Origin of the sequence: Streptomyces apricus (genome assembly GCF_008369065.1) — a bacterium.
GTDB classification, from domain to species: Bacteria; Actinomycetota; Actinomycetes; order Streptomycetales; family Streptomycetaceae; genus Streptomyces; species Streptomyces apricus.
Map to the genome: position 1 here is coordinate 1 of NZ_VDFC01000011.1, position 25,169 is coordinate 25,169.

Here is a 25,169-nt window from a genome sequence, read left to right on the forward strand (position 1 = left end):
GCCCCCGGCCCCCGCCCTCGCCCCGACGCCGGACGCGGGGCCCTCGGCCCGGCGCCGTCTGCCGGCCGCCCTGGCCCTCGCGGTGACCGCGGCGCTCCTCGTGTCGAGGTTCGGCGCGGCCGATCCGACGACCTGGCTGCTGGAGACGGTATGGGTGATGGCGGGCCTGCCGCTGGCGATCCTGCTGCGCCACCGCTTCCCGCTGAGCGGTCTGCTGTGCGCCCTGCTGGCGGCGCACGCCCTGGTCCTCATCGTGGGCGGCCACTACACCTACGCGCAGGTGCCCGCCGGGGACTGGGTGCGCGACTGGCTCGGATGGGACCGCAACCCCTACGACCGCTTCGGCCACCTCGTGCAGGGCTTCGTCCCGGCCGTCCTGGTCCGCGAACTCCTCGTCCGCACCTCCCCGTTGCGCGGCAGCCGCTGGCTCGCCCCGCTCACCGTCTGCGCCTGCCTCGCCTTCAGCGCCGTCTTCGAGATGCTGGAATGGCTCGCCGCGGTCACCGGGGGAGAGGCCGCGGACGCCTTCCTGGGCACGCAGGGAGACGCCTGGGACACCCAGTGGGACATGTTCTGCGCCCTGATCGGCGCCGTCTGCGCCCTGCTGCTCCTGAGCCGCGTCCACGACCGCGCCCTCGCCCGCCTGGACCGGGCCCGGCCGGCCGCCACCGCGTGAGGGCGATCCTCCGTCTCCCCGCCGGCGACGAGGACGAGGGCACGTCCGCCCGTTCCGTTCATCCTTGTGCCCGTTCCTCCTTGCGGGCGCACGCCTCACCCGCTCTGCGCGGTCCAGGCGTGCTCCAGCAGGTCGCCGAAGGCGGCGGGCCGGCGGCCGATCAGGTGGGCCAGGGTCGAATCCACCGCGGTGAACTCGCCCTTTCGCGCCGCCGCGAAGATGCTGAGCAGCAGATCGGCGACCGGGGCGGGAACGCCGTGCGCCAGGGACTGCTCGCGGAAGGCGTCGTCGGGCACGACGGTGCGGGTGAAGGACCGCCCGGTGACCTGGGCCGCCGTCCGGGCGATGGCGTCGAAGTCGAGCGCGGCCGCTGCGGTGAGCGGCGGGGTGGGCCCCTCGAAACGGCCCTCATCCGTGAGGATCGCCGCGGTGGCCTCGGCGAGGTCGTCGTGGCCGGTCCAGGCGACGGGCCCGTCGGCGGGCAGGGCGATGTCGCCGCTGTGGCGGGCGGACTCCAGGAAGTGCAGCGCGCTGCTGGCGTAGAAGCCGTTGCGCAGCGCGGTCCAGGGCAGGCCGGTGGCGCGCAGCAGGTCTTCGGTGCGGGCGTGGTCGCGGCATGCCTGGAAGAGGGAGTCGTGGGAGGCCCCCATCTGGCTGGTGTAGAGGATGCGGCCGACCTGTGCCTTCACGGCGGCGTCGATCGCGGTGCGGTGGCCGGCGACGCACTCCTCGCCGGTGCGGTCCAGGGAGACGAGCAGCAGTTGCTCGGCGCCCTCGAAGGCGTGGACGAGCGAGGCGGGGTCGTCGAAGCTGCCCTGCCGCACGCGGACGCCGCGGCCGGCGAGGTCCTGGGCCTTGCGGGGATCGCGGACGCTGACGCCGACGCGGTCGGCCGGCAGGCGCTCCAGGAGGTGCTCGACGACGCGGCGGCCGAGTTGTCCGGTGGCTCCGGTCACGATGATCAAGTCGTTCTCCAGACGTTGTTTCCAGTGGAATCAGCTCAACGATAACACTGGAACTAACGGTGGAAGCGTGAAGTCGATATCATCGATATATGCCCAGTCGTCACACCCCAGGCGCCCCCAACAGCGCCGGCAGCCCCAACAGCCCCGGCGGCCCCGACAGTCCTCGCCGGCGCATCATCGAGGCGGCCGTCGAGCTGCTGGAGAGCGGCGGCCCCGACGCGGTGAGCACCCGTGCGGTCGCCGCCGCGGCCGGGATGCAGCCACCGGCCATCTACCGCCACTTCGGCGACAAGGACGGACTGCTGGAGGCCGTCGCCGAGCACGGCTACGCGCAGTTCCTCGAGAGCAAACGCGCGCAGCTCGACCCCGCGCCGCAGGATCCCGTGGAAGAACTGCGCCGCGGCTGGGACATGGTGGTGGAGTTCGGGATCTCGCGCCCCGAGCTGTTCGCCGTGATGAACCGGACCACCACCACGGGCTCGCAGGCCGCACACCGCGCGGGCCTGGAGATCCTCCACGGCCGGGTGCGCCGGCTGGCGGCCGCGGGATGGCTGCGGGTCGACGAGGAACTGGCCGCCCAGATCATCCAGGCCACCGGGCGGGGAGGCGTCACCGTCTGGCACGCCACCCCCGCGGAACGCCGTGATCCGGCCCTGCTGAGCGTCCTTCGCGAATCCATGGTCGCCGCCGTCACCCGCMCCGAACCGGCCGTGCCCGCCGCGGAGTCCGGCCCCGCCCCGGCAGCCCGCGCGCTGCGCGCCGCCCTCCCCGAGGACACCGGCGTCCTCAGCGACGCCGAGCAGCGCCTGCTGCGCGAGTGGCTCACCCGCCTGGCGGCGGACACCGGCACACCGGAGGCCTGACACCCCGGCAACCGGCAACCAATAGCCGGCAACCGGCAGCGCGGTTTGCGGCGCAAAGCCCAAAGCCCAAAGCGCAGAGCCCGCCGTGGACCATGACGGCACACGTGGAGCACGACGGCACAAAGGAGCCCCGGCTGGACGGGGGAGACCAGCCGGGGCGGTAAAGGGTGGCGTGCGGAGGGCGGTCGCCTCTCGGCGGAGGGCTCCATGGGGCTTCAGCCGAACGATCGTCCCCATGGGCTATAGGTGAGGCCCGGGGACACTGTCCCCTCCGCAGCCACATACAGAGGAACGCTCGACCACCGCCGCCTGTTCCGCCCTGACCGTCAGGGAAGGTGTGAGCTGCGACATCCTCACGGACATCACGAACACCGCGGACGGACCCTGTTCTGGGCCGTCCGGTGTTACCCCAGAGGTCCTGGGGGCACTCGTGACGGCTTGGGACAGCCGGCGAGAGGGCCCACCATGCGGATGTCGTCGCAGGACGTCACGGTCGTCGCTCTTCTGGCGGATCCGGACGCTCCCACGGAGATCGCCCGGCACATCGCCCGCACCCTTCCCGACCGGCTCGCCGACAGATGGGGCAAGGGGCGGCGGTTCGACGTCGAGGTGATCAGCGAGCCCTTCACCGCGGGGACCGAGGACCCGTCGACCCTGGTGCGCCGGATCGCCGAGCGCGTGGAGGAGGAGGACTGGGACGTCGTGGTGGCCCTCACGGACCTGCCGCTGCACACGCACGGGCGCAAGCTCGTGGTGGACGTGAGTCACGAACACGCTCTGGCGCTGCTGTCCCTTCCCGCGCTGGGAGGCCTGCGGCTGCAGAGCAGGGCCAGGCGGGTGGTGGAGGAGGCCGTGCTCAGCCTGGCGAGCCCCCGGCCCGACGAGGCCGGGGAGTCGTCGGCGGACCGGTCGGCGGACCGGTCGGCGCCGGAGCGCATTGCCAGTCGTTTCGCGCCCGTGCACGCGGACCCGGCCGGTGAGCAGGACAGCGCCGGCTGGCGGTATGTCGTCAGCGGGCCGCGCGGCTACCTGCGGGTGCTCAGCGGCATGGTCCGCGCCAACCGGCCCTGGCGCCTGGTGCCGGGCCTGTCCAAAGCCCTGGCCGCCGCGCTGGCCACCGGGGCGGTCGCCACCGTGAACTCCACCATCTGGACCCTGTCCGTGTCCCTGAGCACACCGCGCCTGGTGATCGCCATGGTCGGGTCCCTCGCGCTCATGATCGGCTGGCTGATCGTGGACGCGCACCTGTGGCACCGAACGGACAAGGCGTTGCCGCAGGCGAAAAAGAGAGCGGTCCTCTACAACGCCTCGACGGTCCTCACCGTGGCCATCGGGGTGATCATCTGCTACGTCGGACTGCTGGCTGTCAACCTGGTGTGGGCGCTGTTCATCCTCAACGGCCAGGCCTTCAGCTCCCTCACCCGCAGCCCGCTGCACGCCGCGGAGTACTGGACGCTGGCCTGGTTCGTCGCCTCGGTGGCCACGGCGGGTGGCGCGCTGGGCTCGGGTCTGGAGAGCGACGAGGCGATCCGGGCGGCCGCCTACTCCAAACGCGAACAGGAACGCCGCAACACACTCCACGACAGCCACGACGAGCAGGGCGACCACGACGAGCAGGACGACCACGACGACCGGAACGACCGCGGCGACTAGGCCGGGATCCGGGCGGCGGATGCGCCGGCGACCGGTGGCCGTACCGGATCCGAGGATTTCAGCGATTGACGTATATATGGCTGTTTCGCCTCGGGATGCGATGGGGACCCGGCCCCTACGCCGCCGGAGCATCGGGCTCCGCGTCACGGGTTTCCGGCAGCGCCGTTCATCCGCACCGGGTGGACGCCCCGTCAAGGTATGCCGGAGTCACGCACCGCGTCCCACCAGCCCTCAGGCGTCCGACGTCCGGGAGTGGGGTTCTTCGCGCCGTCTCCCTCGCCGCAGTGGTGCGGTCATGCCGTGATTCAGAGGGATCGCCATCATGAAAGCAGCGGTATACGAAGGTCCGCGGACGGTCACCGTCAAGGACGTGCCGGATGCGAAGATCGAGCACCCCTGCGACATCCTCGTCAAGATCACCACCACCAACATCTGCGGCTCGGACCTGCACATGTACGAGGGCCGCACCTCGTTCGAGTCCGGCCGCACGCTGGGACACGAGAACATGGGCCAGGTGGTGGAGGTCGGCCCGGCCGTCCGCAAGGTCCAGGTCGGCCAGTACGTGGTCCTGCCCTTCAACATCGCCTGCGGCTTCTGCAAGCAGTGCGAGCGGGGACTGACCAACTACTGCCTGACCATGCAGCCGGAACCGGAGCTCGCGGGCGCCGCCTACGGATTCGCCGACATGGGCCCCTACCAGGGCGGCCAGGCGGAACTGCTGCGCGTGCCCTACGGCGACTTCAACGCGCTGCGCCTGGGTGAGGACGCCGCCGAGCGGCAGGCGGACTACGTGATGCTCGCCGACATCTTCCCCACCGGCTATCACGCCACCGAGATGGCCCAGGTCAAGCCGGGCGACCAGACGATCATCTTCGGCGCCGGTCCCGTCGGGCAGATGGCGGCCTACTCCGCCCTCCTCAAGGGCGCCGGCCGCGTCTGGGTGGCCGACCACCAGCCCGACCGGCTGCGCAAGGCGGAGGAGATCGGGGCCATCCCGATCAACACCGCCGAACAGGACCCGGCGGAGGTCGTCAAGGAGGCGACCCTGGGTCTGGGCGCCGACAACGGCTGCGAATGCGTCGGCTACCAGGCGCACGACCCCCAGGGACGCGAGGACGCCTCCCTCACGCTCAACGGCCTGATCGACTCGGTCAGGTTCACGGGCCACATCGGCGTGGTGGGCGTCTTCCTGCCCGAGGACCCCGGCGGCGCGGAGGCCCAGAGCGAGCTGGAGGCGCAGGGCAAGGTCCCGATCGACTTCGGCCTGATGTGGTTCAAGGGCCAGCAGATGGGCACCGGGCAGGCGCCGGTGAAGAAGTACAACCGGGCGCTGCGGGACCTGATCGCCGGCGGGAAGGCGAAGCCGAGCTTCATCGTCTCCCACGAGCTCGGCCTGGACGAGGCCCCCACCGCCTACGAGCACTTCGACGCCCGCGACGACGGCTGGACCAAGGTGATCCTGCACCCCAACGGCCACACACGGTAAGAGGGTTGAGGAACGCCGCCGGCGTGACTCCTTCCGGACCCTCCGCAAGGACGAGCGGCGACGGGACCCGTCGTCCGGCCCGACAGGGCGCACGACGGGCCCCACCCGCCCAACTCGACGGGCGCGCACCGCACGGACCGGATCCCACGGACCGGATCCGGTCCGAAGCCCCCGGTGGAACCGAGGCATGAATGCCCGTCATGGGGAAACTCCGGCACTGTCCGCCGCGCGCCCTTCCCCTTCCCCTCCCGGTGGTGGCCCGTCTTCCGTCCACCTCACTTCACCTCGCCTCACCGCACTGCACGTGAGGAGCGATCATGACAACTGACACCCCTTCCGCTTCCAGCCTGCGACACGATCCGCTCGTGCGCGGCCTCGGCTGGGCCAGCGCCGCCCTGGGCGTGCCCCAGGTCCTCGCCCCGGCCGGCTTCGCCCGGGCCCTGGGCGTGGGCGACGCCGTCCGGCACCGCTCGGCCACCACCGCCGTCGGCGTACGCGAGCTGGCGGCCGCCGCCGGACTGCTGGGGCGGCGGCCGAACCCGGCCTGGCTCTGGGGCCGCGTCGGCGGCGACCTCATGGACCTGACGATGCTGACCCGGGCCCTGAAGAACCACGACGGCCGCGGCCTGGGCCGCACCGTCGCCGCGACGGCCGCGGTCACCGCCATCACCGCCACGGACGTGTACGCGGCCGTGACCCGCACCGGTAGGAGCAGCCCCATGGAACTGACCGCGGCCACCACCGTCAACCGCCCTCCGGAGGAGGTGTACGCCCTCTGGAAGGACCTGGAGCGACTGCCGCAGTTCATGGCGCACCTGGACGCGGTGCACGTCACCGGCCCGCGCACCAGCCACTGGCAGGCCAGCGCGCCGTTCGGCAAGACGGTCGAGTGGGACGCCGAGACCACCCAGGACGTCCCCGGCCAGCTGATGGCCTGGCGGTCGGTGGGCGACGCCGACGTCGACAACTCCGGCGAGGTGCGTTTCGTACCCGCTCCCGGCGACCGGGGCACCGAGCTGCGCGTGACCCTGCGCTACGACCTGCCCGGGGGAGCGGTGGGCAAGGCCGCGGCACGCTACTTCGGCGAGGAACCGCACCAGCAACTCGACGACGACCTGCGCCGCTTCAAGCAGATCGCGGAAACCGGCGAGGTCGTCCGCTCCGAGGGCGCACCCGGCGGCAAGCGCGCCCGCGGCGAGTTCCCGCAGCACCCGGCCCGGCCGCTGACCGAGAACGAACTGAAGGAGGCCCTGACATGAAGGCCAACTGCTGGACGGGACGCAACTCGGTCGAGGTGCAGGACGTCCCCGACCCCTCGATCCTCAACAGCCGCGACGCCATCGTGAAGATCACCGCGACGGCGATCTGCGGCTCCGACCTCCACCTGGTCGACGGCTACGTCCCCACCATGGAGAAGGGCGACATCCTGGGCCACGAGTTCATGGGAGAGGTCGTCGAGGTCGGCCCCGGCATCAACGCCGACACCCTGCGCGTCGGCGACCGGGTCGTGGTGCCCTTCCCCATCGCCTGCGGCTCCTGCGCGTCCTGTCGCGCACAGCTGTACTCGTGCTGCGAGAACACCAACCCCAACGCCGGCATCTCGGAGAAGATGTTCGGCCACCCCACCGCGGGCATCTACGGCTACTCCCACCTCACCGGTGGCTTCGCCGGCGGCCAGGCCGAGTACGCCCGGGTGGTGTTCGCCGACGTCAACGCCCTCAAGATCGAGTCGGACCTCAGTGACGAGCAGGTGCTGTTCCTGTCCGACATCCTGCCGACCGGGTTCATGGGCGCCGACATGTGCGACATCCAGGAAGGCGACGTCGTCGCCGTCTGGGGCGCCGGACCGGTCGGCCAGTTCGCCATGGACAGCGCCCGGGTCCTGGGCGCGGAGAAGGTCATCGCGATCGACAAGGAGAACTACCGGCTCGACATGGCCTCCGCCCAGGGCTACACCACCATCGACTTCGAGGACACCGACGTACGCTCCGCCCTCCTCGAACTCACCGGCGGCCGGGGTCCCGACAAGTGCATCGACGCGGTCGGCATGGAGGCCACGCACGGCGCCGCCCACGTCCACCTCTACGACCGCGCCAAGCAGGCGGTCCGCTCCGAGAGCGACCGGCCGCACGTCCTGCGCCAGGCCATCATGTCCTGCCGCAGCGGCGGTGTGGTGTCCGTGATCGGCGTGTACGGCGGACTGGTCGACAAGTTCCCGGCGGGCGCCTGGATGAACAGGTCCCTGACCCTGCGCACCGGACAGTGCCACGTGCAGAGGTACATGAAGCCGCTGCTGGGCATGATCGAACAGGGCAAGATCGACCCCACCCGGATCATCACCCACCGGCTGCCCCTGACCGAGGCACCGACCGGCTACGACCTGTTCAAGAACAAGAAGGACCACTGCGAGAAGGTCGTCCTCAGCCCCTGAGAACCACGCAGCAGGGCACAGGCAGAGACAGGGGCAGGGGCTCGGCGACCACCGTCGCCGAGCCCCTGCCCCTTGCCGGGTTCTACTGCAGGACCCGCTCGACGAACGCGTCGAGGTTGCCGCGCAGGCGCTCGATCTGCTGCTCGACGGTCAGGGACTCCTCCATGCGCCCGCCCGGGGCCGCCTTCTTCCTGCCCCGCGCGTACAGCGAGCAGTCCAGGTCGGCGCAGAGGTAGATGCCGACCGAGTTGCCCTCGCGGCCGGCCGGGCCCGCCTTGGGGGCGGTCATGAGGACGACGCCGCTGCCGGGATGCGCGGTCAGGCACAGCGAGCACAGGCTGCGGCGCAGGAAGCTGCGGCTGCCGGAGGCGGAGCGCAGGGACAGCCCGACCAGTCCGTCGGCGCGTTCGACGACGAGATACCTGCGATCGGGCGCGGACAGGTCGAACCAGCCCAGGAAGTCCAGGTCGTCCCAGTGGCCGAGGTCGGCCAGGTCCTTGGGCAGGGGGAGGCGTTTGGCCTCGCCCTTGGAGCAGTTGACGAACGAGGTGCGGATGTCGCGCTCGGTCAGGGCTTTCACGGAAGTTCCTTCGAGGTGATGAGGTGGACGATGGCGCAAGGCGGCCCGCCCCGTCGGGCCGCTGCGTCGTTCCCGGCGCGCTCCGGCGCCCACCAGTGCCCATCAGCGCCTTGGATCCGGTGCCGCGGGTGCGGCGGGGACCTCACGGTCTGGGGAGCGGCCGGTGGCCGGGGACGGTCGCGGGGACGACGACGGGCCGGTGCACACGGCACGGGGACACGGCAGGGCGGTGAGGCAGCCGGGCACCGCGGACAGCACCCGGGGCCTGCCTCACCGGCCGCGTGTCACACACGCCGGCGCTCCTGCCGGCCGCACGGCGCACAGCGCCCGGATCACGGTGACCGGCAGGAGAAGGGCCCGTCTTCGGGCGCGCGCCCCCGCGACCCGCGCGGTGACGAACCGCGCGGGCCAGGACGTCTCGTGACGCGGCACCCCAGAAGGATGCCGCGGACAGGAAACAGGAGAGAGGGGGAGAGTTACCGCGCGCCGCAGGGGAGGCAGGGCACACGGCCGGAGGCAACTATGGGCGCAACGCATTCGGCACGGTCCATGTCTCTCGCCTCCTTCCGGGCAGGGCACGCGGTGCGTGTCGACGCCGAGCGCGCCGAGTGGGGCGGCAGAGGACCTGCCGCACGGAATCCCGGCCACGATATCCCATCGACGCCCCCGCACGACCGGAATTGTCGATCACCCGCGCACCCGGGGGAGGGGGTGCGGCCGGCGTCGGCCGGTACCTCGCCCGCGCCCTGCGGACCCCTCACCGCGGATGAGCGGCCGGATGCCGGACGCGTCCGCCGCCCTGCCCGGGGTGGTCAGCGGGCCTCGCTGAGCCGGGGTGCGCGCATCAGGTCGAGCTGGTCGGCGCCGCGGGTTCCGGGGGCCGCTGTGTAGGTGACGATGCGCAGGTCGACCCCCGGCACGGTCAGCACGTCGCAGTCCAGGGTGACGTCGCCGAGCTCGGGATGGCCGATCGTCTTCAGGTCCCCGGTCAGTTGCCGCATGCCCGCCACCGCCCACAGTTCGCCGAAGAGCGGCGAGGCCGTGCGCAAGTCGTCCACGAGCGCGGCCAGTTCGGGGTCGGCCGGGTAGCGGGCGACGGCTTCGCGCAGGTCCGCGACGACCGCCGTCTCGAACGCGTCCTCCCCGGCCGCCGAGGAGACCGGGCGCAGGTGCCAGCGGCCCTCTCCCGTGCCGAAGAGCGCGCGGGCGAGGTTGCGTTCGGCGGGCGGCAGGCCGGACGGGTCGCCGTGCAGGGCCGTCCACATGTCGTTCCACCACAGCAGGCTCCAGTCGGCGGCGAACACGCCGATGGGGAGGTCGCCGAGGCGGGCGACCAGACGCCGGATGCTCGGCGGCACATGGGTGCCGACGGTGCGGTCGCGCGGGGCGAGCAGGCCGGCGGCGCGGAAGAGCTGGTCGCGTTCGCCCGGGGTGAGCCGCAGCGCGCGGGCGACGGCCGAGACCACCTGCGCGGAGGGGTGGGTGGCCCGGCCCTGCTCCAGGCGCAGCACGTACTCGACGGACAGGCCGGCCAGCTCGGCGAGTTCCTCGCGGCGCAGGCCCGGGGCGCGGCGGCGGGCCGACCGCGCGTAGCCGGCCTCGGCCGGGTCGAGGCGGTCGCGCCAGCCGCGCAGCAGGGCGCCGAAGCTCAGGTCGCTCACGCCTCCATGATGTCACCGGGCGTTTCCTGCACCACGGCCACCATCCGGGTGAGCGCGGCGCGCATGTAGCGGGCCCACAGCGGCTTGAAGGGCCCCGCGACGATCCAGCGGCGGCCCGGCAGCGGCCGGAAGTCGTACGTCCACCGGATCGACGTGCCGGTGCCGTCGGGCAGGAACGACCATTCGCCGCGCACCCCGGAGACCAGCTTGGCCAGCACGTTGGTGAAGCCGCTCAGCTCGTAGGCGAACCCGTGCCCCGGCGCGGTCTCGGTGAGCCGTTCGTCGGCCTGGGAGCCGTCGGTGAACCAGGTTCGGCGCGAGGTCCCCGGCCGGTCCCAGGGGCCGCTCTGGTCGCGCACCTGCGCGACGCCGGGGAAGGGGCCCCACGGCTTGAACACCTGGGGCAGGTCGATGGGCACGACGACTTGGTAGGTGTGCGCGGGGCTGGACGTCGTACGGGCGAAGACGGTGATGGGGACACTCGGTGTGGTCATGGCACGAGCATCGCGGCCGGCACCCGCCCCAGGCAGACACCTGCCAGTACATACCCTCACCCCGCACCCTCGCCCCGCACCCTTGCCGTCCCGTGGGAACCGTGCCGCGCCGCGCGTCGCCGGCGGGGGAGCGGTGCCACCCGCCCGCCTGCCGCGACAGGGACCGGCGCAAGACGCAAGTGGCCTGCGCCGGGGGCCGGGGCGGTGCGGCAATCCGTCAATGTGCGCATTGACGGGCCCTCAGGGCGGCAGGACGGTGGGCGCATCGGAGCTCCGGGGCCTGCCCGGGATCCGGAAATCCCCGGGGGAGGAACACATGAGCATCGACGACCTGGAGCGCGTTCCGTCGGCCGGGACGGAGCCCTCCGCGGCCGCGGCGGCGCCCCTGCGGCGCAGCGGGCTCTACACCCTTCAACCCTCCGCGACCGCCGCGGACTTGACGGCGTCGGCGGCGGACAGCGACCCGGTCGCGTCCGAGAACGGCCGGGCCGAGTCCGGAGCCGCCGCTGCCGTCGCCGATGCCGACGCGGGCGCGGCGCTGGTGGTGGAGGAGCTCCGTGTCGACGTGGACGGCCTGATGCCGACCATGACCGTCAGCGGCGCCAGGTCCCGGCTCCCCGGCGGCAGCATCACCTGGATCGCACGGGTGAGCTGGAGCGCCGTACAGCAGGGGTACGCGGGAGCGATCAGCTACCGCGACGGCACCGCCTCCCTGGAACCGCACACGCACGTGCTGGTGAAGCTGGCGGGCGGCCCGCCCTCCGGCGGGCCGCGCAGGGCGCGGGTGAAGTTCACCGGCGGCGGCCACCCCGACGTGATGCGCACCTATGTCTTCCGGCGGGCCGCCTTCCGGCAGGTGGGCATCGAGTACGACCGCGTCGACGACGCCACCGCGGTCATCGACTATCCCCTGCACGCGCACCCCAACCGGCCCGCCGACCTGCCCAACGCCACCCTGACCGTCCAGGACGCCTTCACCCGCCTGGGCATCGCCGTCACCAAGTCCGGCGGCGACGACGTCGTCCCGGTCATCAAGGCGGGCACCGACAGCCTGTGGACCGACATCGAGATGCACGACGCCATGCAGGCGCACTGGTCCAAGTGGGCCGACACCCCCCAGTGGCAGCTGTGGACGCTGTTCGCCGGCCGGCACATCCAGGGCCCCGATCTCGGCGGGATCATGTTCGACGACATCGGCACCGCCCAGCGCCAGGGCTGCGCGATCTTCAGCAACTCCTTCATCTCCACCCCGCGCCCGGGCGACCCGCAGTCGGACCAGGCGGTGCGCCGGCTGCGTTTCTGGACCGCCGTGCACGAGATCGGGCACACCTTCAACCTCGCGCACTCCTGGCAGAAGAACATCGACTTCGGCTCCCCGTGGGTGCCGTTGGCGAACGAGCCCCTGGCCTTCAGCTACATGAACTACCCCTTCGCCTACCCCGGCGGGGAGCCCGCCTTCTTCGCCGGATTCCGCTACGGGTTCAGCGAGAACGAACTCCTCTTCCTGCGCCACGCCCCGGAACGGGTCGTCAAACAGGGCGCCGCCCCCTGGTTCGACGAGCACGGCTTCGAACAGGTACGCAAGGCCAGGCCCAACGCCCTGCAGCTCACCGTGCGCGTCCACCGCACAGCTGCGCGCTTCGAGGCACTGGAGCCGGTGGTCGCCGAGGTGAAACTGAAGAACACCTCGATCGCGCCCATCACGGTGGACCGCAACGCCCTGCTCGGCGAACGGCTGAGCGTGATCATCGCGGCCGACGGCCGGGACGCCCGCCAGTGGCTGCCGTACGCCCGGCACTGCTACCTGGCCGACCCCTACGTCCTGCAGCCCGGCCAGTCGCTCTACGCGCCGCTGTTCCTGAGCGCCGGACTCAACGGGTTCGACCTGGCCGAGCCCGGGCGCTACCGGATCCGCGCACTGCTCGCCACCGAGTCCGGCGAGGTCCTCTCCGCGCCCCTGCACATCGAGGTGAGGCCGCCCAGGAGTCGCGAGGAGGAGGTGCTGGCCCCGGACGTGTACACGGACGAGGTCGGCCGGGTGCTCGCCTTCGGCGGCAGCCGGGGCAACACACCTGCCCTCGACCGCGCCAACGAAGTCCTGCGCGAGACCGTGACGCGCCTGCCGGACAGCGCCCTGGCCGTCCACGCCGCCGCGGCCCTCAGCCGCACGGCCACCGTGCCGGGCCAGATCCTCATCGAGGACCCCCAGGACCCGCACCTCAAGGAGTTCAGGACCCTCGCCCCCGACCCGGAACAGGCCCTGCCGCTGATCGAGAAGGCGTACGGCGACCCGGGCGCCGCCGCCGACACCCTCGGCCACATCGGGCTGAGCCGGCAGGTCGAACAGGTGGCGGCCGCCCTCGCCGCGACCGGGGGCCGCACCGCCCAGGAGGCCGCCCGCCTGACCGGCGCCGTGGCCGACACCCTGGCCGCCCGCAACGTCCCGCCCACGGTGGTCAGTTCGCTGCGGGCCGCCTCGGACAGCCCGCACAGCCACTGACCTCCAGGACGAGCACGGCCGGCGGCCACGACCACACCGCCGGCCGCGCAGCCGACGCAGCTGCGCAGCACACCGGCACCCCTTTAAGGGCCGTCCGAGGGCCGTCAGACAGGCCCTAGGCTGCGGGCCGTGCAGCAGACGCGTCTCGACACCGCCCGGATCCGGGCGGCCCGCCGGGTGATCGACCCGGTGTTCCTCGACACCGCGCTCTACCGCTGCGAGGCGCTGGAACCCCATCTGGGCTGCGCGGTGAGCATCAAGCTCGAAACGGCGAACCCGGTGCGCAGCTTCAAGGGCCGCGGCACCGAGGTGGTCGCCGGCCGGCTCGCCCAGGACGGTCCGCGGGCCGTGGTGTGCGCCAGCGCGGGCAACCTCGGCCAGGCCCTGGCCTGGTCCGGCCGGGGCCGCGGACTCGACGTCACGGTCGTGGCCTCCCGCTTCGCCACGCGCGCCAAGCTCGACCGCATCCGCGCACTGGGCGCCGGGCTGGAACTGGTGGACGGCGACCACGAGCTGGCGCGCGAGCGGGCCGCGGCCATCGCACGCCACGAGGGCATCCGGCTGGTCGAGGACAGCCTGGATATCGAGACCTGCGAGGGCGCGGCGACCATCGGCCTGGAACTGGCGGCCACCGCGCCGTCCTTCGACGCCGTCCTGATCGCCCTGGGCGGCGGGGCGCTGGCCACCGGCGTGGGCCATGTGATGAAGGCCCTGGCGCCCGGTGTCGAGGTGATCTGCGTCCAGCCGGCGGGCGCACCGGCCCTGACCCGCTCGTGGCACCGGCGGCGCGTCGTGACCACGGCTGCGACCGACACCATCGCGGACGGCGTCGCCGGCCGGTACCCCATCCCGGCCGTCCTGGCCGACCTCCTCGTGGTCGCCGACGACGCCGTCCTCGTCGAGGAGGCGTCGATCGTCGCCGGTATGCGGCTCCTCTTCGAACAGGCCGGCCTTGTCGTCGAGCCGTCGGCCGCGCTCGGTGTCGCGGCGATCCTCGAAGACCGTGACCGCTTCGCCGGCCGGCACGTGGCCACCCTCGTGTGCGGCGCCAACGTCGACATGGACGCGTACCGCCGCTGGATCGGCGCGCCCCTGCACCCGTCCTGACAACGGCCCGCACCGGACTCCCTGGAGCGGTCGCGCTGCCGAGCGGCGGCGCGGACCCCGAAGGCGAAGTCCGCGCCGGACCGCCCGCGCCGCACACCCGGGCGATCCGGCGTACGCGATCGGGTGAGACCTGCGCCCCGCGGGGAACTCCGACCTGCGGCGTGCGAGTCTTTTGCATGCCTGGACGGTCCGGTCCGCACAGGCCCGCCGTCCCTGCCCCCTGCCGATGGAGACCACCGGTGAAACAGGCCGCAAGCCCGTCGTCGGGGACTCCGGACGACTGGTGGAGATCCCTGCACAAGCTGTGGCGCGCGGCGCTCGACGTCCAGGACGTCACCGCCGTCGCCTCGCTCGTCTACCGCGTACTGCTGCAGCGCCCCGGCACGGCCGTGGTGGTCGGCGCCCGCTGGGGCGAGCAGGGCCTCACCTACGTCAGGTGCGCGCGGCCCGGCCAGGACGAGCCCACCACCTGGCCCGCGCTCTCGGCCCAGTGGCCGTTCGGCACCCACCACCCCGCCGTGCTCCCCGGGGCCGGCGGACCGCAGGTGCGCTCCCACGCCTTCGCCCGCCCCGGCGACGCCGCGCTCGCCCCCGCCGGGCAACTGCTGGCGCGGGCGCACGCCCGCTGGGCCGTCGCCTGCCTCTTCCCGCTGGCCGACGGCGACAGCGCCGGTCTGTGGGTGGGACTGGACCACGAGCCCGCCGGCGCACAGGCACAGCTGCTGGGCGACCAGCTGTCCCAGATCGCGGACGTGCTCAGCGCCAGCAACCGGCGCATCCTGGAGGCCAGGCTCCACGAGCGCCGGCAGGCCAGGGACGCCTTCCTCGCCGAGGCCTCCCTCCAGATGGACGCCAGCCTCGACGTGGCGGAGACCCTGCACCGGGTGGCCAGACTGGCCGTGCCGGCCGTCGCGGAGGGCTGCGTGGTGCACCTGTTCGGACCCGGCGGCCTGCCCCGGTCCGTGGCCACCGCGCACGTCGCGGCCACCGCGCAGTCCTGGCTGGCCCAGGTCGCCCACGACGACGCCTGGCTGCGGGCGCAGCTGCAGCGCGGCGCCGAACACCCCGAGGTCAGGACCCTGCGGGACGCCGACCTCGCGGGCGGGCCCTTCGGGCCGGACGCCGCCGGCCAGGGCGCCACCGTGCGCGCCCTGAGCATCACGCCGCTGCGCGCCCGCGGACGCACGCTGGGAACCCTGACCTTCCTCTACGGCGGCGACGACACCGGCCTGACGGACCAGCGGATGCTCGCGGACCTGTCCGGCCGGGCGGCCCTGGCCATCGACACCACCACGCTCTACGAGCAGCGGCGCCGGCACGTGCAGCTGCTCCAGAAGCACCTGCTGCCGCGGGCCCTGCCCGCGGCGCCGGGACTGGAGCTGAGCGCCGCCTACGACGTGGGGGACACCAGCCTGGACGTGGGCGGCGACTTCTACGACGCGGTGGCCGCCAAGGACCGGGTCGTGCTGTTCATCGGCGACGTGTGCGGCCGGGGCGCGGAGGCCGCCGCCTTCACCGGCCTGGCCCGGCACACCCTGCGCACCCTGCTGGAGGACGGCATGGCCCCCGCACCGGCGCTGTCGCGGCTCAACCGCGCCCTCACCGGCGAGGGCGCCTCGCGGTTCGTCACCGCGCTGGTCGTGGTGCTGACCCCCGCGGCGGACGGCTGGGACGCCGAGATAGCGGGCGCCGGCCACCCCTGGCCGCTCGTGCGGCGCGCCGACGGGCGGGTCGAGCAGATCCCGGCCCCGGGCATGCTGCTCGGCGTCGTCCCCGAGACCGCCTACGAGCCCACCCGCATACGCCTGGCCGCCGGGGACAGCGTGGTGATGTTCACCGACGGACTGACCGAGGCACGGTCCGCGGACGGAACGCACTTCGAGGAGCACCTGCCGGCCGCGGTCGCGCAGTACGCCGCCCGGGGCGAGAGCCCGGCGGCACGGCTCGCCGCGGCCGCATCCGCCTTCCGTACCTCGGGGGACGACGACACCGCCGTGCTGATCGCATCGGTGAAAGGACAGCCGTGAACCAGAACCACCCCCCGGGCAAGCAGCCCGACATGGGCCGCCTGCTGGTCGTCGAGGACTCCGAGGAGGACGCGGAGGCCGTCCAGCGCGCCCTGTCGCAGACCCACCCCCTGCTGCGGCTGGAATTCGTCACGCGCGGCGAGGGACTGGTCGAGCGGCTGGCGGACGCCGACGAGGTGCCCGGCATCATCCTGCTCGACCTCAACATGCCGGGCATCGGCGGGCACGCCCTGCTGGAGACGATCCGCGCCCGGCCCGAACTTGCCCGGGTGAAGGTGGTGGTGTTCACCTCCTCGACCGCGCCCGCCGAGGTCGACGCCTGCTACGCGGCCGGCGCGGACACCTACATCTACAAGCCGCTCAACTTCGAGCTGTTCCGCACCGTCCTCAAGGGCGCGGTCGACTACTGGCAGCAGAGCGGGCGTCAGCCGCCGTCCCCGGGCTCCGGCCCCTCGCCGAGCGTGAAGTAGAAGGCGCTGCCCCGCCCGCGGGCGCTGGTCAGCCACACCTGCCCGCCGTGCCGTTCCACGATCCGCTTGACGATGGCCAGCCCCACCCCGGTGCCGCCCCCGTGCTCCGCAGGACCGTGCAGCCGGCGGAACAGCTCGAAGACCTCGGCGTGCTGCTCCTCGGGGATCCCGATGCCGTTGTCCCGCACCACGACGGCCGCCACCGCCGCCGCGCCCTCGGGCGGCACCGTCTGCTCGACCGCGATCTCCACCGTGCGGTCGGGCCGGTCGGCCGCGTACTTGGCCGCGTTCACCAGCAGGTTCACCAGGATCTCGTAGACCCGGTCGGCATCGGCGTGCACCCGCGGCAGCGCCGGGGGACGCACCAGCCGCACCCGCTGCTCGGCCAGCCGGGGCCCGGCCACCTCCAGCGCCGCGTCGACGACCTCGTCCAGCAGGACATCGGCGCGCCGCAGCCCGGCACGGCCCATCCGGGCGTACACCAGCAGGGAGTTGAGCAGATCGTCCATGCGGACCGCCAGCCGCCGCACCGTCTCCAGGCGCCGCACGCTCGTGGCGTCCAGCCGGCCCGCCGCGTCCTCGAGGGTGAAGGTGGCCGCGTTGGAGATGCCGCGCAGGGGCTCCTTGAGGTCGTGCGCGGTGACATGGGCGAACGAGTCGAGGTCCGTGTTGGTCATCCGCAGCTCGCTGTTGAGCCGGCGCAGCTCGTCGGCGCGCCGCATCACCAGGCCCGTCAGCAGCCTGCCCAGCTCGGTGGCCGCGGCCTCCTCCCGTCTGGTCCACGGCGCGCTGCGGCCGCGGATGACCGACCGGAAGACCGCCCCCGACCCCCGCGGCGTCAGCCGTTCGCCCCGGGGACCGACCGTCACCGGACGGGCCGGGTCCGCCGCCCACTGCCGGGGGACCGGCCGCTCCCGCCGCGTCCAGACCAGACAGTCCCCGGCGGACCCCAGGGGCAGCAGCAGCACCCCGGCCACCTCGCCCGTGTCCGGTACGGGGCCCTCGGCGTCCTGGGCGTCCTCGGCCACCGTCTCCGCCAGCCGGTCGCTCGCCCACACCTCGCCCGGCACGCAGCGGGCCGCGAACCGGCTCAGGACGCCGGCCAGCTCCCCGGGCACCGCCGGGCCGGCGGCGGACATCCGCCCGTCCCGCACCAGGAGCACGCCGTCCGCCCCGGCCAGGCGGGCGACCTCGGCCGCGTGGCGCATCAGGGAGGTGTCGACGTCCACTTCCAGCGCCGCGGCGACGGCGGACGCCTCCCGCCCGGAACGCTCCAGCGCGTCGGCGCGCTCGCGCTCCTCCAGCGCCGCCAACTGCATGGAGAAGGCCGCCCCGAAGACCTCGCAGGCCAGCCGCACCGCCGGCGCGAGGGCGGTGGGCCGCCGGCCGTGGCAGGCGATCAGCCCCCACAGCCGCCCCTCCCGCAGCAGCGACACCGACATCGAGGACCGCACACCGATGTTGCGCAGGTATTCGAGGTGGAAGCCCGAGACCGTGCGCAGCGCGGCACCCGAGAGGTCCAGCGCCGTGCCGGTCGACTCCCGCAGCGGCGGCCACAGGTGCGCCGTGGGGTCGTCGACGTCCACGATCATCCGGATCCAGTTCTCCTCGTACAGGCGCCGCGCCTGCGGGGGCACGTCGGTGGCGGGGAACCACAGGCCCAGCCACGGCTCCCAGCCCTCTGTGACGGCCTCCGCGACGACCTCGCCCGGCCCCTCGAAGCCGTCGAAGCGGTAGGCCACCACCCGGTCGTAGCCGGTCAGCCGGGACACCTCGGTCACCGCGGCCCGGCAGCAGGCCTGCACCGAGGTGGCCGAGCGCAGCCGGTTCAGCGCGCGGCGCACCCTCTCGTAGAAGTCCCCGGAACGCGCCGTGGAGTCCTCGTCCCGGGGTTCGAACTCCAGCACCAGCAGGCCCTCGCGCCGGTGCACGGACACGTCGAACGGGGCCCGGCGTCCCGGGGCCCCGGCGGACACCGGGAACCCGGCGACCGTGCCGTCCTCGGGCGCCGACGCCAGCGCCTCCGCCCAGTCCCCGGCGTCGAGCACCCCGGTCACCGGCCGCCCCACCAGCTCGCCGACCGGCACCCCCAGGAACGCCTCGACGTTGTCGGCGGCCGTGTCCACCAGCAGGGTGTGCGGATCGACCGCCAGCAGGGTCCCGTGCGACTGGACGCCGCCGAGCAGGTGGATCTGCTCCCGCACGCACTCCGAGAGGTCGAACCCGCCCGGCACCGCCGCCTCCGCCAGGTGCGCCCGCCGCGACAGCCAGTTCTCGTGCATACCTGGACGATCCCTCCGAGCCGTGGACCGCCATCATCGCAGCAGGCCCCGCACGAGGCCCCGCACGCAGGCTCCGCACGGGCGAGGAGGACAGGGGCGCTGTCGGCGGCCGCCGGACGCTCGGGCGGGTTTTCCCGTCCCGTCCCGGCCCTTCCCGGCGCGGCCGATGAGTTCGCCGCCCGCGGCCGGTCCACGCTCATGACACCTTGAGGAAGGACATCGTCATGCCGGAGCTTCTCGTCGACTTCATCACCTCCCTCGACGGCTACGCGTCGGGAGAGGGGTGGCCCGGGTTCTGGGGCCTGGAAGGCCCGGAGTACCTCGCATGGCTGGGCGAACAGCCCGAGGCCACCCGTCTGATGGGAGCCAACACCTACCGCCTGATGTCCGGCTTCGCCGCCGGCCAGGTGCCCGACGGCCAGGACGCGTTCAGGGCCGAGGAGGAGGCCTCCGTCGACGAACTCACGCGCGCGCCCAAGGTGGTGTTCTCCTCCTCCCTCAAGGAGCCGCTGACCTGGGCCAACTCCACGCTCGTGCGCGACGACGCGGTCGAGGCGGTCCGCGCCATGAAGGCGGAGGGGCCGGGGCTCCTCAGCACGATCGGCAGCCTCAGCCTGTGCCGCTCCCTGCTGCGCGCCGGACTCGTCGACCGCTTCCGGGTCGTGATGTTCCCGGTGATCACCGGGGCCACGGGCGCGGAGCGCATCTACGACGGCTATCCGGACGTCGCCCTCGACATGACCGGGCACCGCACCTTCGACGGCCGCATCCAGCTGGTCGAGTACAAGCCCCGCGTGCTGGAGTACCCACCGCTGGGCGCTCCTGCGTGACGGCCGCTCCGTACGCCGTTCCGTATGCCCACACTGGCCGGCCGCGGGCGGCCCTCACTCTCCCGGACGAATCGTCCGCCGAACCCGTCCGCGACCGCACCCGGGGTGGGGTACGGGAGTACGCACCCTCATCGGCGGACCGGCGGCGCTGCTCCCTCCGGAGCCGGAGCCGGAGCCGCGGCCTGTGCCGGGTCCGGTGCCGCGACCTGCGGCGTGGCGTGCGGTGTGGCGTGCTTGCGCAGCAGGACGAGCACCAGGACCCCGGCGGCCAGGGCGGTCGCGGAGGCGATCCGCAGGATCGCGTCGAGCCCGTCGGCGAACCCGGCCGGCGAGCCGTGTGCCTGGGCGACCCGGTCGGTGAAGACGGTTCCGAAGACCGCCACGCCGAGCGCGAGTCCGAGCTGGCGGAAGGTGTTGAGCGCCCCGCCCGCCATCCCGCTGCGCTCGCGCGGCACCTCGGCCAGCAGCGCCGAGGCGTTCGCGGGCAGGACGCTGCCGACGCCGAGGCCGGCCACGATCAGCCCGGGGATCAGGACCGTGCCGGTGCTGTCCGCGCCGATCCGGGCCTGGAGCAGGTTCCCGGCGGCGATCAGCAGCAGACCCAGCCCCACGGTCCAGCGCGGTGCGATCCTCTGCAGGAGCCGGCCGGCACCCGCGCCGACGACCAGGGAGGCGGCGGCCATCGGCAGAGCCCCGTACAGGCCGGCGTCGACGGGACCGTTGCCGAGCACCTGTTGCAGCCAGACGGTGATGAACGGCAGCGAGCCGAAGGCGGCGGCCTGGGTGAGGAACGCGGCGACGATCAGGACGGTGAACGGCGTCCGGCGGAACAGGGCCAGATCGAGCATCGGGTGGTCCGAGCGGGCTTCGGCGACCAGGAACAGCACCAGGGCCGCCAGGCCGGCGGCGAACGCGGTCAGGGCCGTGCCGTCGCCCCAGCCGGCTTCACCGGCGCGGATCAGGCCGTACGTCACGGCGGCCGCCGCCACGGTGAAGCCGATCGTGCCGGACAGGTCCAGGCGGCCACCGCGCGGCGCCCGGGACTCGCTCACCCCGCGCACGGTGAACCAGACCGCGACCACGCAGACCGGCAGGTTGACCAGGAACACCCACCGCCACCCGAGGTGCTCGGTGAGCAGCCCGCCCACCAGCGGGCCCGCCGCGGCGGCGAGGCCGTTGACCGCGCCCCAGATGCCGAACGCGACGCCCCGGTCGCGGCCGTGGTAGGTGAAGTTGAGCAGGGCCGCGGTGCACGCGAACATGGCCGCGCCGCCCAGGCCCTGGAGGATCCGGGCGGCGATCAGGGCCTGTTCGTCCGGGGCCGCCGCACACAGCAGCGAGGAGAGGGCGAAGACGCCGATGCCGATCAGGTAGAGGCGGCGGCGGCCGAACCGGTCGGCGAGCGAGCCGGCGCCGAGCACCAGGGCGGCCAGGGACAGGGCGTACCCGTCGACGACCCACTGGAGGTCGGCGTAGTCCGCCCGGAAATCGTCGGAGATCGCCGGCAGGGCGACGACGACGATGAGGACGTCCACGAGCAGCAGGAAGGTGCCGAGACACACGGCGATCAGAGGAGACCATTTACGCATGCACCGCAGGATGCCGACCCCCGTACGGCTTTCCCCAGCCGTTCTCGCCATCCTTGCGGATCTCGACACCGGCTAGGCTGGCGCGGTGGAAATCGATGAGCTGGACCGGCAGGTGACACACGCGCTGCGGATCAACGGCCGGGCCGCCTACCGGGAGATCGGTGCGGTGCTCGGCGTCTCCGACCAGACCGTCGCCCGGCGCTACCGCCGGCTGCGCGCCGAGGCGGGCCTGCGGGTGGTCAGCGTGCCCAACCCCATCCGGCTGGGCTACGAAACCTGGCTGATCCGCCTGCGCACCGCCCCGCAGTCGGCGCCGCGGATCGCCGGCGCCCTGGCCCGCCGCCCGGACACCGGCTGGGTGTCGATCACCTCCGGCGGTACCGAGGTCGCCTGCATGGCGCGGGTGCCGGCCTCGGCCGACCGGCAGACCCTGCTGCTGGACAAGCTGCCTCGGACCCCGCAGGTGACCTCGGTCAGCGCGCACTGCGTCATCCACCAGTTCGTCGGCGGCGCGGTCGGCCCGGACCTGCACGACGACGCGCTGAGCGCCGAACAGATCACCGCCCTGACCCCGGCCCGCCCACCGCAGGGAAGCGACCGGCCGGCGGCGCGCCTGACCCCCGCGGACACGCCCCTGCTGGAGGCGCTCGCCCGCGACGGACGCCTCAGCTACGCGGAGTTGGCGGCCGCCGCCGGTTGGCCGGAGTCGACCACCCGCCGCCGGATGCAGGACCTGTTCGAGTCCGGGTCGCTCTACACCGACGTGGAGGTCGACGTGGAGCTGTACGGGTTCCGCGCGCCGGTCCTGCTCTGGCTGACGGTGGCCCCCGCCCGGCTGGCGGCCGTCGGCGCGGCACTTCGCGCACACCGGGAGGTCGTCTTCGCGGCGGCCACCACCGGTCCGACGAACGTACAGGCCCTCGTCGTCTGCCGGGACATGCCGCAGCTCTACCGCTACCTGAGCGGGAAGCTGGGCCCGCTGGACGGTGTGGAACGCATCGAATCGGAGCCCCTGCTGCACCACGTCAAACAACTGGGCACGGTGCACTGACCTGCCACCGCTTCCGCTTCGGTCACGGCCGCGGCCGGCGGTGCGGGCCGGAAGTGCGCGTACGCCGTTCGGTGGGAGTGCGGGCCGGGCGGGTACCCGGGGGCCATGAACGCACACGACGAACGGGACCTGACCACGACCGGAGTCGACGCCGCCCGGCTCGACGACCAGCAGCTCATGAAGGAACTGGAGACCATCCACCGCACGCGCCACGACACGCTGCTCCACGCCTCGGACGACGCGCTGCAGGCCCACAACGAGCGCATGGCACTGCTGGAGGGGGAGTACCTGCGGCGCAACCCGGACCGCCCGGTCGCCGCGGGCCGCACCCGCGAGGGGGCCCGGGAACGCGTGAGCGGACAGTCGACGACCCCCCGCCCCTAGGCCCTGCCCCGCCGCACGGCCCAGCGGCCGTGCCGAGGCGGCCGTAGCGGCGCTTCCCGACCTGAAAGCCGGTCAGAAGCCAGAGGCCAGAAACCAGAAGCCAGAAGTCAGAAACGGAAGCCCGCGGGGCCGCGCACCGCGGTCGCGGCGAGTTCTGCGATGCGGGCGGCGGACACGGGGGTGCCGGGGGCTTGTTGCACCCAGGCCACGAAATCCGCCGGAGTCAGTCCGGACGGCGGCTGTCCCACGTACGGCAGGGCGTAGAGCGCGGTGTTGGGTTCGCTGCGCCAGCTGTCGGCCAGCGGGCCGAGGTCCACCGCGTCGAAGCCGAGCACGTCCAGCAGGCCGGCCACCTGCTCCTTGGCCTGCGCATCGTCGCCGGACAGCGGCAGCGCGGTGCGGTCGGGGGCGCCGGCCGGGCGGCACAGCTCCAGCAGGTGCTTGGGGCCGATGCTGTGCAGGGCCTTGACCACCCGGGCCCCCGCCAGGCGGCGTTGGACCAGTTCGCTGGACGTCAGCTCGTTGCTGTCGAGTTCCGCCACCGGCAGGTAACTGGGCACGTAGTTCATCGGGTCGATCACCGTCTTGCCCACCAGCTCCGCCCGGGGCAGCCGCTCGTACGCGGTCAGCGGCACGGCCGCGAGGACCAGGTCCCCGGCGCTCGCCGCTTCGGCCGGGGTGGCCGCGCGGGCCGCCGGGCCCAGCTCGGCGACGAGAGCGGCCAGCGCCTGGGGCCCGCGTGAGTTGCTCAGGACGACGTTCAGACCCGCGTCGACAGCGCGGCGGGCGACCGCGGCACCGACCATGCCGGTGCCGATGACGCCCAGGGTTGTTGTGCTCACTGCTGTTCTCCGTTTCCCTGTCCCCGCATCGCGCCACCCGGTGTGCAAGAGGGGCGCCGCTTCGGCGGGCTCGTATCCATCACACCCGGGACGACCTGCGCGAACAATGACCAGAAACGCTCTGCAGCGATCACATGACGTGATAGATCAGAAAGATGGAACTCAGGGCGCTGCAGTATTTCGTCACCGTCGCCGAGGAACTGCACTTCGGCCGCGCGGCGCAGCGGCTGCACGTGGTCCAGCCGGCGGTGAGCCAGCAGATCGCCCGTCTCGAACGCGACCTCGGCGTGCGCCTGCTGGAGCGCACCTCGCGCCGGGTACGGCTCACCCCGGCCGGCGCCCGGGTCCTCGCCGCGTCCCGTGAGGCCCTCGCCGCCGCGGCCAGGGTGCGGGTGGTCGCCGGTGAGCCGGCGGCCGTCCTCCGCATCGGAGTGGCCTCCTGCGCCACGCGACGGCTCGACCGGGCGGTGCAACGCCTGCGCGAGGGCGAACGCCCGGCCGAGCCGGAACTGGTCGACCTGCCGGTGGCCGCACGCATCGACGCCGTCCGCGACGGTGAGCTGGACCTGGCGCTGGTGCGGGGCGCCCTCACCTCCGAGACGGTGGCGGTGGTACGCGCCTGGTCGGAACCGCTGCACGCGGTGCTCGCCCCGCACCATCCCGCCGCCGGCAGCTCCGCGCTCGGCCTGCACGACCTCGACCCCGACGGCCTGCGCCTGCCCGCCCGCGACACGGACCCGCCCCTGCACGACGCGATCCTCGCCCTCCTGCCCGTACCACCGCCGCGGCCGCCGGCCGGTGACATGCTCAACGTGCTCTTCGAAGTGAGCCAGGACCCCGGGCGCTGGACGCTGCTGCCGGCCGAGCAACTCGCCGGCAGCCGCTCGGAGCGGCTGCTCCAGGTTCCGCTCGACCCACCCGTGACCATCGACACCCATGTCGTCACGTCCCTGGCCACCCCGGCTCCGTGCCGGACGGCGTACGTGAGTGCGTTCGCGGACTGACCGCGCACGTGCCTCTCCGGCCGGGGCTCGTTGCCTAGAGGGTGTTGCATAAGGCCGCGTTTGGGCAGGTCAGGACCCGTGATGACAGTCTTCTGGTCATGATGCGAGGGCGAGGTTGTGCATGTGGGCGACGGCCTGGACGGCGTGGTGGAGGCCGTCGCCGTGTTGGCGGCAGTCGCGGAGGATCTTGTAGTTCTTCATGCGGCCGATGACATGTTCCACCCGGGCCCGCACCGTGCGGTGGTCCGCGTTGTCGGCCTCCTGGCCTGGCAGC

The 25,169-nt window shown here is 73.2% G+C and carries 22 protein-coding genes; 14 read left to right on the forward strand and 8 right to left on the reverse strand.

Annotated features, from left to right (window positions below):
* Positions 1-676 (forward strand): DUF2238 domain-containing protein (locus FGF04_RS03970; RefSeq protein WP_235882183.1); only part of this gene is annotated, 676 nt, incomplete at its 5' end.
* Between the two features lie 95 nt (positions 677-771).
* Here the strand turns inward: FGF04_RS03970 and FGF04_RS03975 are convergent.
* A complete protein-coding gene (locus tag FGF04_RS03975) occupies positions 772-1,641 on the reverse strand; it encodes an SDR family oxidoreductase (protein WP_149509805.1) in 870 nt (289 codons plus the stop codon).
* Positions 1,642-1,730: 89 nt separating this feature from the next.
* Here FGF04_RS03975 and FGF04_RS03980 point away from each other — a divergent pair, with 89 nt between their 5' ends.
* The 5 genes from FGF04_RS03980 (at position 1,731) to FGF04_RS04000 (ending at position 8,074) form a co-directional block, all read left to right on the forward strand.
* Entirely contained in the window at positions 1,731-2,504 is a 774-nt protein-coding gene (locus FGF04_RS03980; RefSeq protein ID WP_149509806.1) for a TetR/AcrR family transcriptional regulator, read from the forward strand.
* Positions 2,505-2,969: 465 nt separating this feature from the next.
* Positions 2,970-4,157 (forward strand): hypothetical protein, encoded by a 1,188-nt coding sequence (locus tag FGF04_RS03985; protein WP_149509807.1) that lies wholly within the window; start codon positions 2,970-2,972, stop codon positions 4,155-4,157.
* A 322-nt stretch (positions 4,158-4,479) separates the two neighbouring features.
* Positions 4,480-5,643: a glutathione-independent formaldehyde dehydrogenase gene (locus tag FGF04_RS03990; RefSeq protein ID WP_149509808.1), complete on the forward strand. Its 1,164-nt coding sequence runs from the start codon at positions 4,480-4,482 to the stop codon at positions 5,641-5,643.
* Between the two features lie 317 nt (positions 5,644-5,960).
* Entirely contained in the window at positions 5,961-6,902 is a 942-nt protein-coding gene (locus tag FGF04_RS03995; RefSeq protein WP_149509809.1) for an SRPBCC family protein, read from the forward strand.
* Positions 6,899-8,074 carry a zinc-dependent alcohol dehydrogenase gene (locus FGF04_RS04000; protein ID WP_149509810.1) on the forward strand — a complete coding sequence of 392 codons (1,176 nt, stop codon included), beginning with the start codon at positions 6,899-6,901 and terminating at the stop codon, positions 8,072-8,074. The genes FGF04_RS03995 and FGF04_RS04000 overlap by 4 nt, the downstream gene beginning before the upstream one ends.
* Before the next feature lie 82 nt (positions 8,075-8,156).
* Here the strand turns inward: FGF04_RS04000 and FGF04_RS04005 are convergent, their stop codons facing one another.
* The 3 genes from FGF04_RS04005 to FGF04_RS04015 form a co-directional block, all read right to left on the reverse strand.
* Positions 8,157-8,654 (reverse strand): FBP domain-containing protein, encoded by a 498-nt coding sequence (locus tag FGF04_RS04005; protein ID WP_149509811.1) that lies wholly within the window; start codon positions 8,652-8,654, stop codon positions 8,157-8,159.
* Between the two features lie 812 nt (positions 8,655-9,466).
* Positions 9,467-10,315 carry a helix-turn-helix domain-containing protein gene (locus FGF04_RS04010; protein ID WP_149509812.1) on the reverse strand — a complete coding sequence of 283 codons (849 nt, stop codon included), beginning with the start codon at positions 10,313-10,315 and terminating at the stop codon, positions 9,467-9,469.
* Complete coding sequence (locus tag FGF04_RS04015) at positions 10,312-10,809, reverse strand: SRPBCC family protein (RefSeq protein WP_149509813.1); 498 nt, start codon at positions 10,807-10,809, stop codon at positions 10,312-10,314. Before FGF04_RS04015 ends, FGF04_RS04010 begins: the two co-directional genes overlap by 4 nt.
* 316 nt (positions 10,810-11,125) lie before the next feature.
* On the opposite strand from FGF04_RS04015, the gene FGF04_RS04020 reads away from it, so the two are divergent.
* From FGF04_RS04020 to FGF04_RS04035, 4 genes are all read left to right on the forward strand, one after another.
* Positions 11,126-13,309: a zinc metalloprotease gene (locus FGF04_RS04020; RefSeq protein ID WP_149509814.1), complete on the forward strand. Its 2,184-nt coding sequence runs from the start codon at positions 11,126-11,128 to the stop codon at positions 13,307-13,309.
* A gap of 129 nt (positions 13,310-13,438) precedes the next feature.
* A complete protein-coding gene (locus tag FGF04_RS04025) occupies positions 13,439-14,416 on the forward strand; it encodes a threonine ammonia-lyase (RefSeq protein ID WP_149509815.1) in 978 nt (325 codons plus the stop codon).
* Positions 14,417-14,655: 239 nt separating this feature from the next.
* A complete protein-coding gene (locus FGF04_RS04030) occupies positions 14,656-16,443 on the forward strand; it encodes a PP2C family protein-serine/threonine phosphatase (RefSeq protein WP_235882184.1) in 1,788 nt (595 codons plus the stop codon).
* A 32-nt stretch (positions 16,444-16,475) separates the two neighbouring features.
* Positions 16,476-16,913: a response regulator gene (locus FGF04_RS04035; RefSeq protein WP_149509873.1), complete on the forward strand. Its 438-nt coding sequence runs from the start codon at positions 16,476-16,478 to the stop codon at positions 16,911-16,913.
* Here the strand turns inward: FGF04_RS04035 and FGF04_RS04040 are convergent.
* Positions 16,868-19,195, reverse strand: coding sequence for an ATP-binding protein (locus tag FGF04_RS04040; RefSeq protein ID WP_149509817.1), 2,328 nt, complete (start codon positions 19,193-19,195; stop codon positions 16,868-16,870). The two genes, FGF04_RS04035 and FGF04_RS04040, sit on opposite strands and share 46 nt — an antisense overlap.
* 224 nt (positions 19,196-19,419) lie before the next feature.
* Here FGF04_RS04040 and FGF04_RS04045 point away from each other — a divergent pair, with 224 nt between their 5' ends.
* Entirely contained in the window at positions 19,420-20,025 is a 606-nt protein-coding gene (locus FGF04_RS04045) for a dihydrofolate reductase family protein (RefSeq protein WP_149509818.1), read from the forward strand.
* Between the two features lie 128 nt (positions 20,026-20,153).
* Here FGF04_RS04045 and FGF04_RS04050 read toward each other — a convergent pair whose 3' ends face one another.
* The gene (locus FGF04_RS04050) at positions 20,154-21,614 is read right to left on the reverse strand and encodes an MFS transporter (RefSeq protein WP_149509819.1); all 1,461 of its coding nucleotides are present in this window, start codon (positions 21,612-21,614) and stop codon (positions 20,154-20,156) included.
* Positions 21,615-21,699: 85 nt separating this feature from the next.
* Between FGF04_RS04050 and FGF04_RS04055 the strand changes: the two genes are divergently transcribed.
* A complete protein-coding gene (locus tag FGF04_RS04055; protein WP_149509820.1) occupies positions 21,700-22,665 on the forward strand; it encodes an Lrp/AsnC family transcriptional regulator in 966 nt (321 codons plus the stop codon).
* A 105-nt stretch (positions 22,666-22,770) separates the two neighbouring features.
* Positions 22,771-23,049, forward strand: a complete 279-nt coding sequence (locus FGF04_RS04060; RefSeq protein ID WP_149509821.1) for a DUF6158 family protein — start codon at positions 22,771-22,773, stop codon at positions 23,047-23,049.
* A 107-nt stretch (positions 23,050-23,156) separates the two neighbouring features.
* Here FGF04_RS04060 and FGF04_RS04065 read toward each other — a convergent pair whose 3' ends face one another.
* A complete protein-coding gene (locus tag FGF04_RS04065) occupies positions 23,157-23,939 on the reverse strand; it encodes an NADPH-dependent F420 reductase (protein ID WP_149509822.1) in 783 nt (260 codons plus the stop codon).
* Between the two features lie 107 nt (positions 23,940-24,046).
* Here FGF04_RS04065 and FGF04_RS04070 point away from each other — a divergent pair, with 107 nt between their 5' ends.
* Entirely contained in the window at positions 24,047-24,895 is an 849-nt protein-coding gene (locus FGF04_RS04070) for a LysR family transcriptional regulator (RefSeq protein WP_149509823.1), read from the forward strand.
* A gap of 96 nt (positions 24,896-24,991) precedes the next feature.
* Here the strand turns inward: FGF04_RS04070 and FGF04_RS40870 are convergent.
* The coding region (locus FGF04_RS40870) for a transposase family protein (RefSeq protein ID WP_328596273.1) at positions 24,992-25,169 on the reverse strand (178 nt) is incomplete at its 5' end.

Coding starts and splice junctions, on each gene's coding strand:
- FGF04_RS04000 (WP_149509810.1), top strand. CDS start 6,899: ATGAAGGCCAACTGCTGGACGGGACGCAACTCGGTCGAGGTGCAGGAC.
- FGF04_RS04015 (WP_149509813.1), bottom strand. CDS start 10,809: ATGACCACACCGAGTGTCCCCATCACCGTCTTCGCCCGTACGACGTCC.
- FGF04_RS03985 (WP_149509807.1), top strand. CDS start 2,970: ATGCGGATGTCGTCGCAGGACGTCACGGTCGTCGCTCTTCTGGCGGAT.
- FGF04_RS04045 (WP_149509818.1), top strand. CDS start 19,420: ATGCCGGAGCTTCTCGTCGACTTCATCACCTCCCTCGACGGCTACGCG.
- FGF04_RS04035 (WP_149509873.1), top strand. CDS start 16,476: ATGGGCCGCCTGCTGGTCGTCGAGGACTCCGAGGAGGACGCGGAGGCC.
- FGF04_RS04020 (WP_149509814.1), top strand. CDS start 11,126: ATGAGCATCGACGACCTGGAGCGCGTTCCGTCGGCCGGGACGGAGCCC.
- FGF04_RS04050 (WP_149509819.1), bottom strand. CDS start 21,614: ATGCGTAAATGGTCTCCTCTGATCGCCGTGTGTCTCGGCACCTTCCTG.
- FGF04_RS04060 (WP_149509821.1), top strand. CDS start 22,771: ATGAACGCACACGACGAACGGGACCTGACCACGACCGGAGTCGACGCC.
- FGF04_RS03995 (WP_149509809.1), top strand. CDS start 5,961: ATGACAACTGACACCCCTTCCGCTTCCAGCCTGCGACACGATCCGCTC.
- FGF04_RS04040 (WP_149509817.1), bottom strand. CDS start 19,195: ATGCACGAGAACTGGCTGTCGCGGCGGGCGCACCTGGCGGAGGCGGCG.
- FGF04_RS04070 (WP_149509823.1), top strand. CDS start 24,047: ATGGAACTCAGGGCGCTGCAGTATTTCGTCACCGTCGCCGAGGAACTG.
- FGF04_RS03990 (WP_149509808.1), top strand. CDS start 4,480: ATGAAAGCAGCGGTATACGAAGGTCCGCGGACGGTCACCGTCAAGGAC.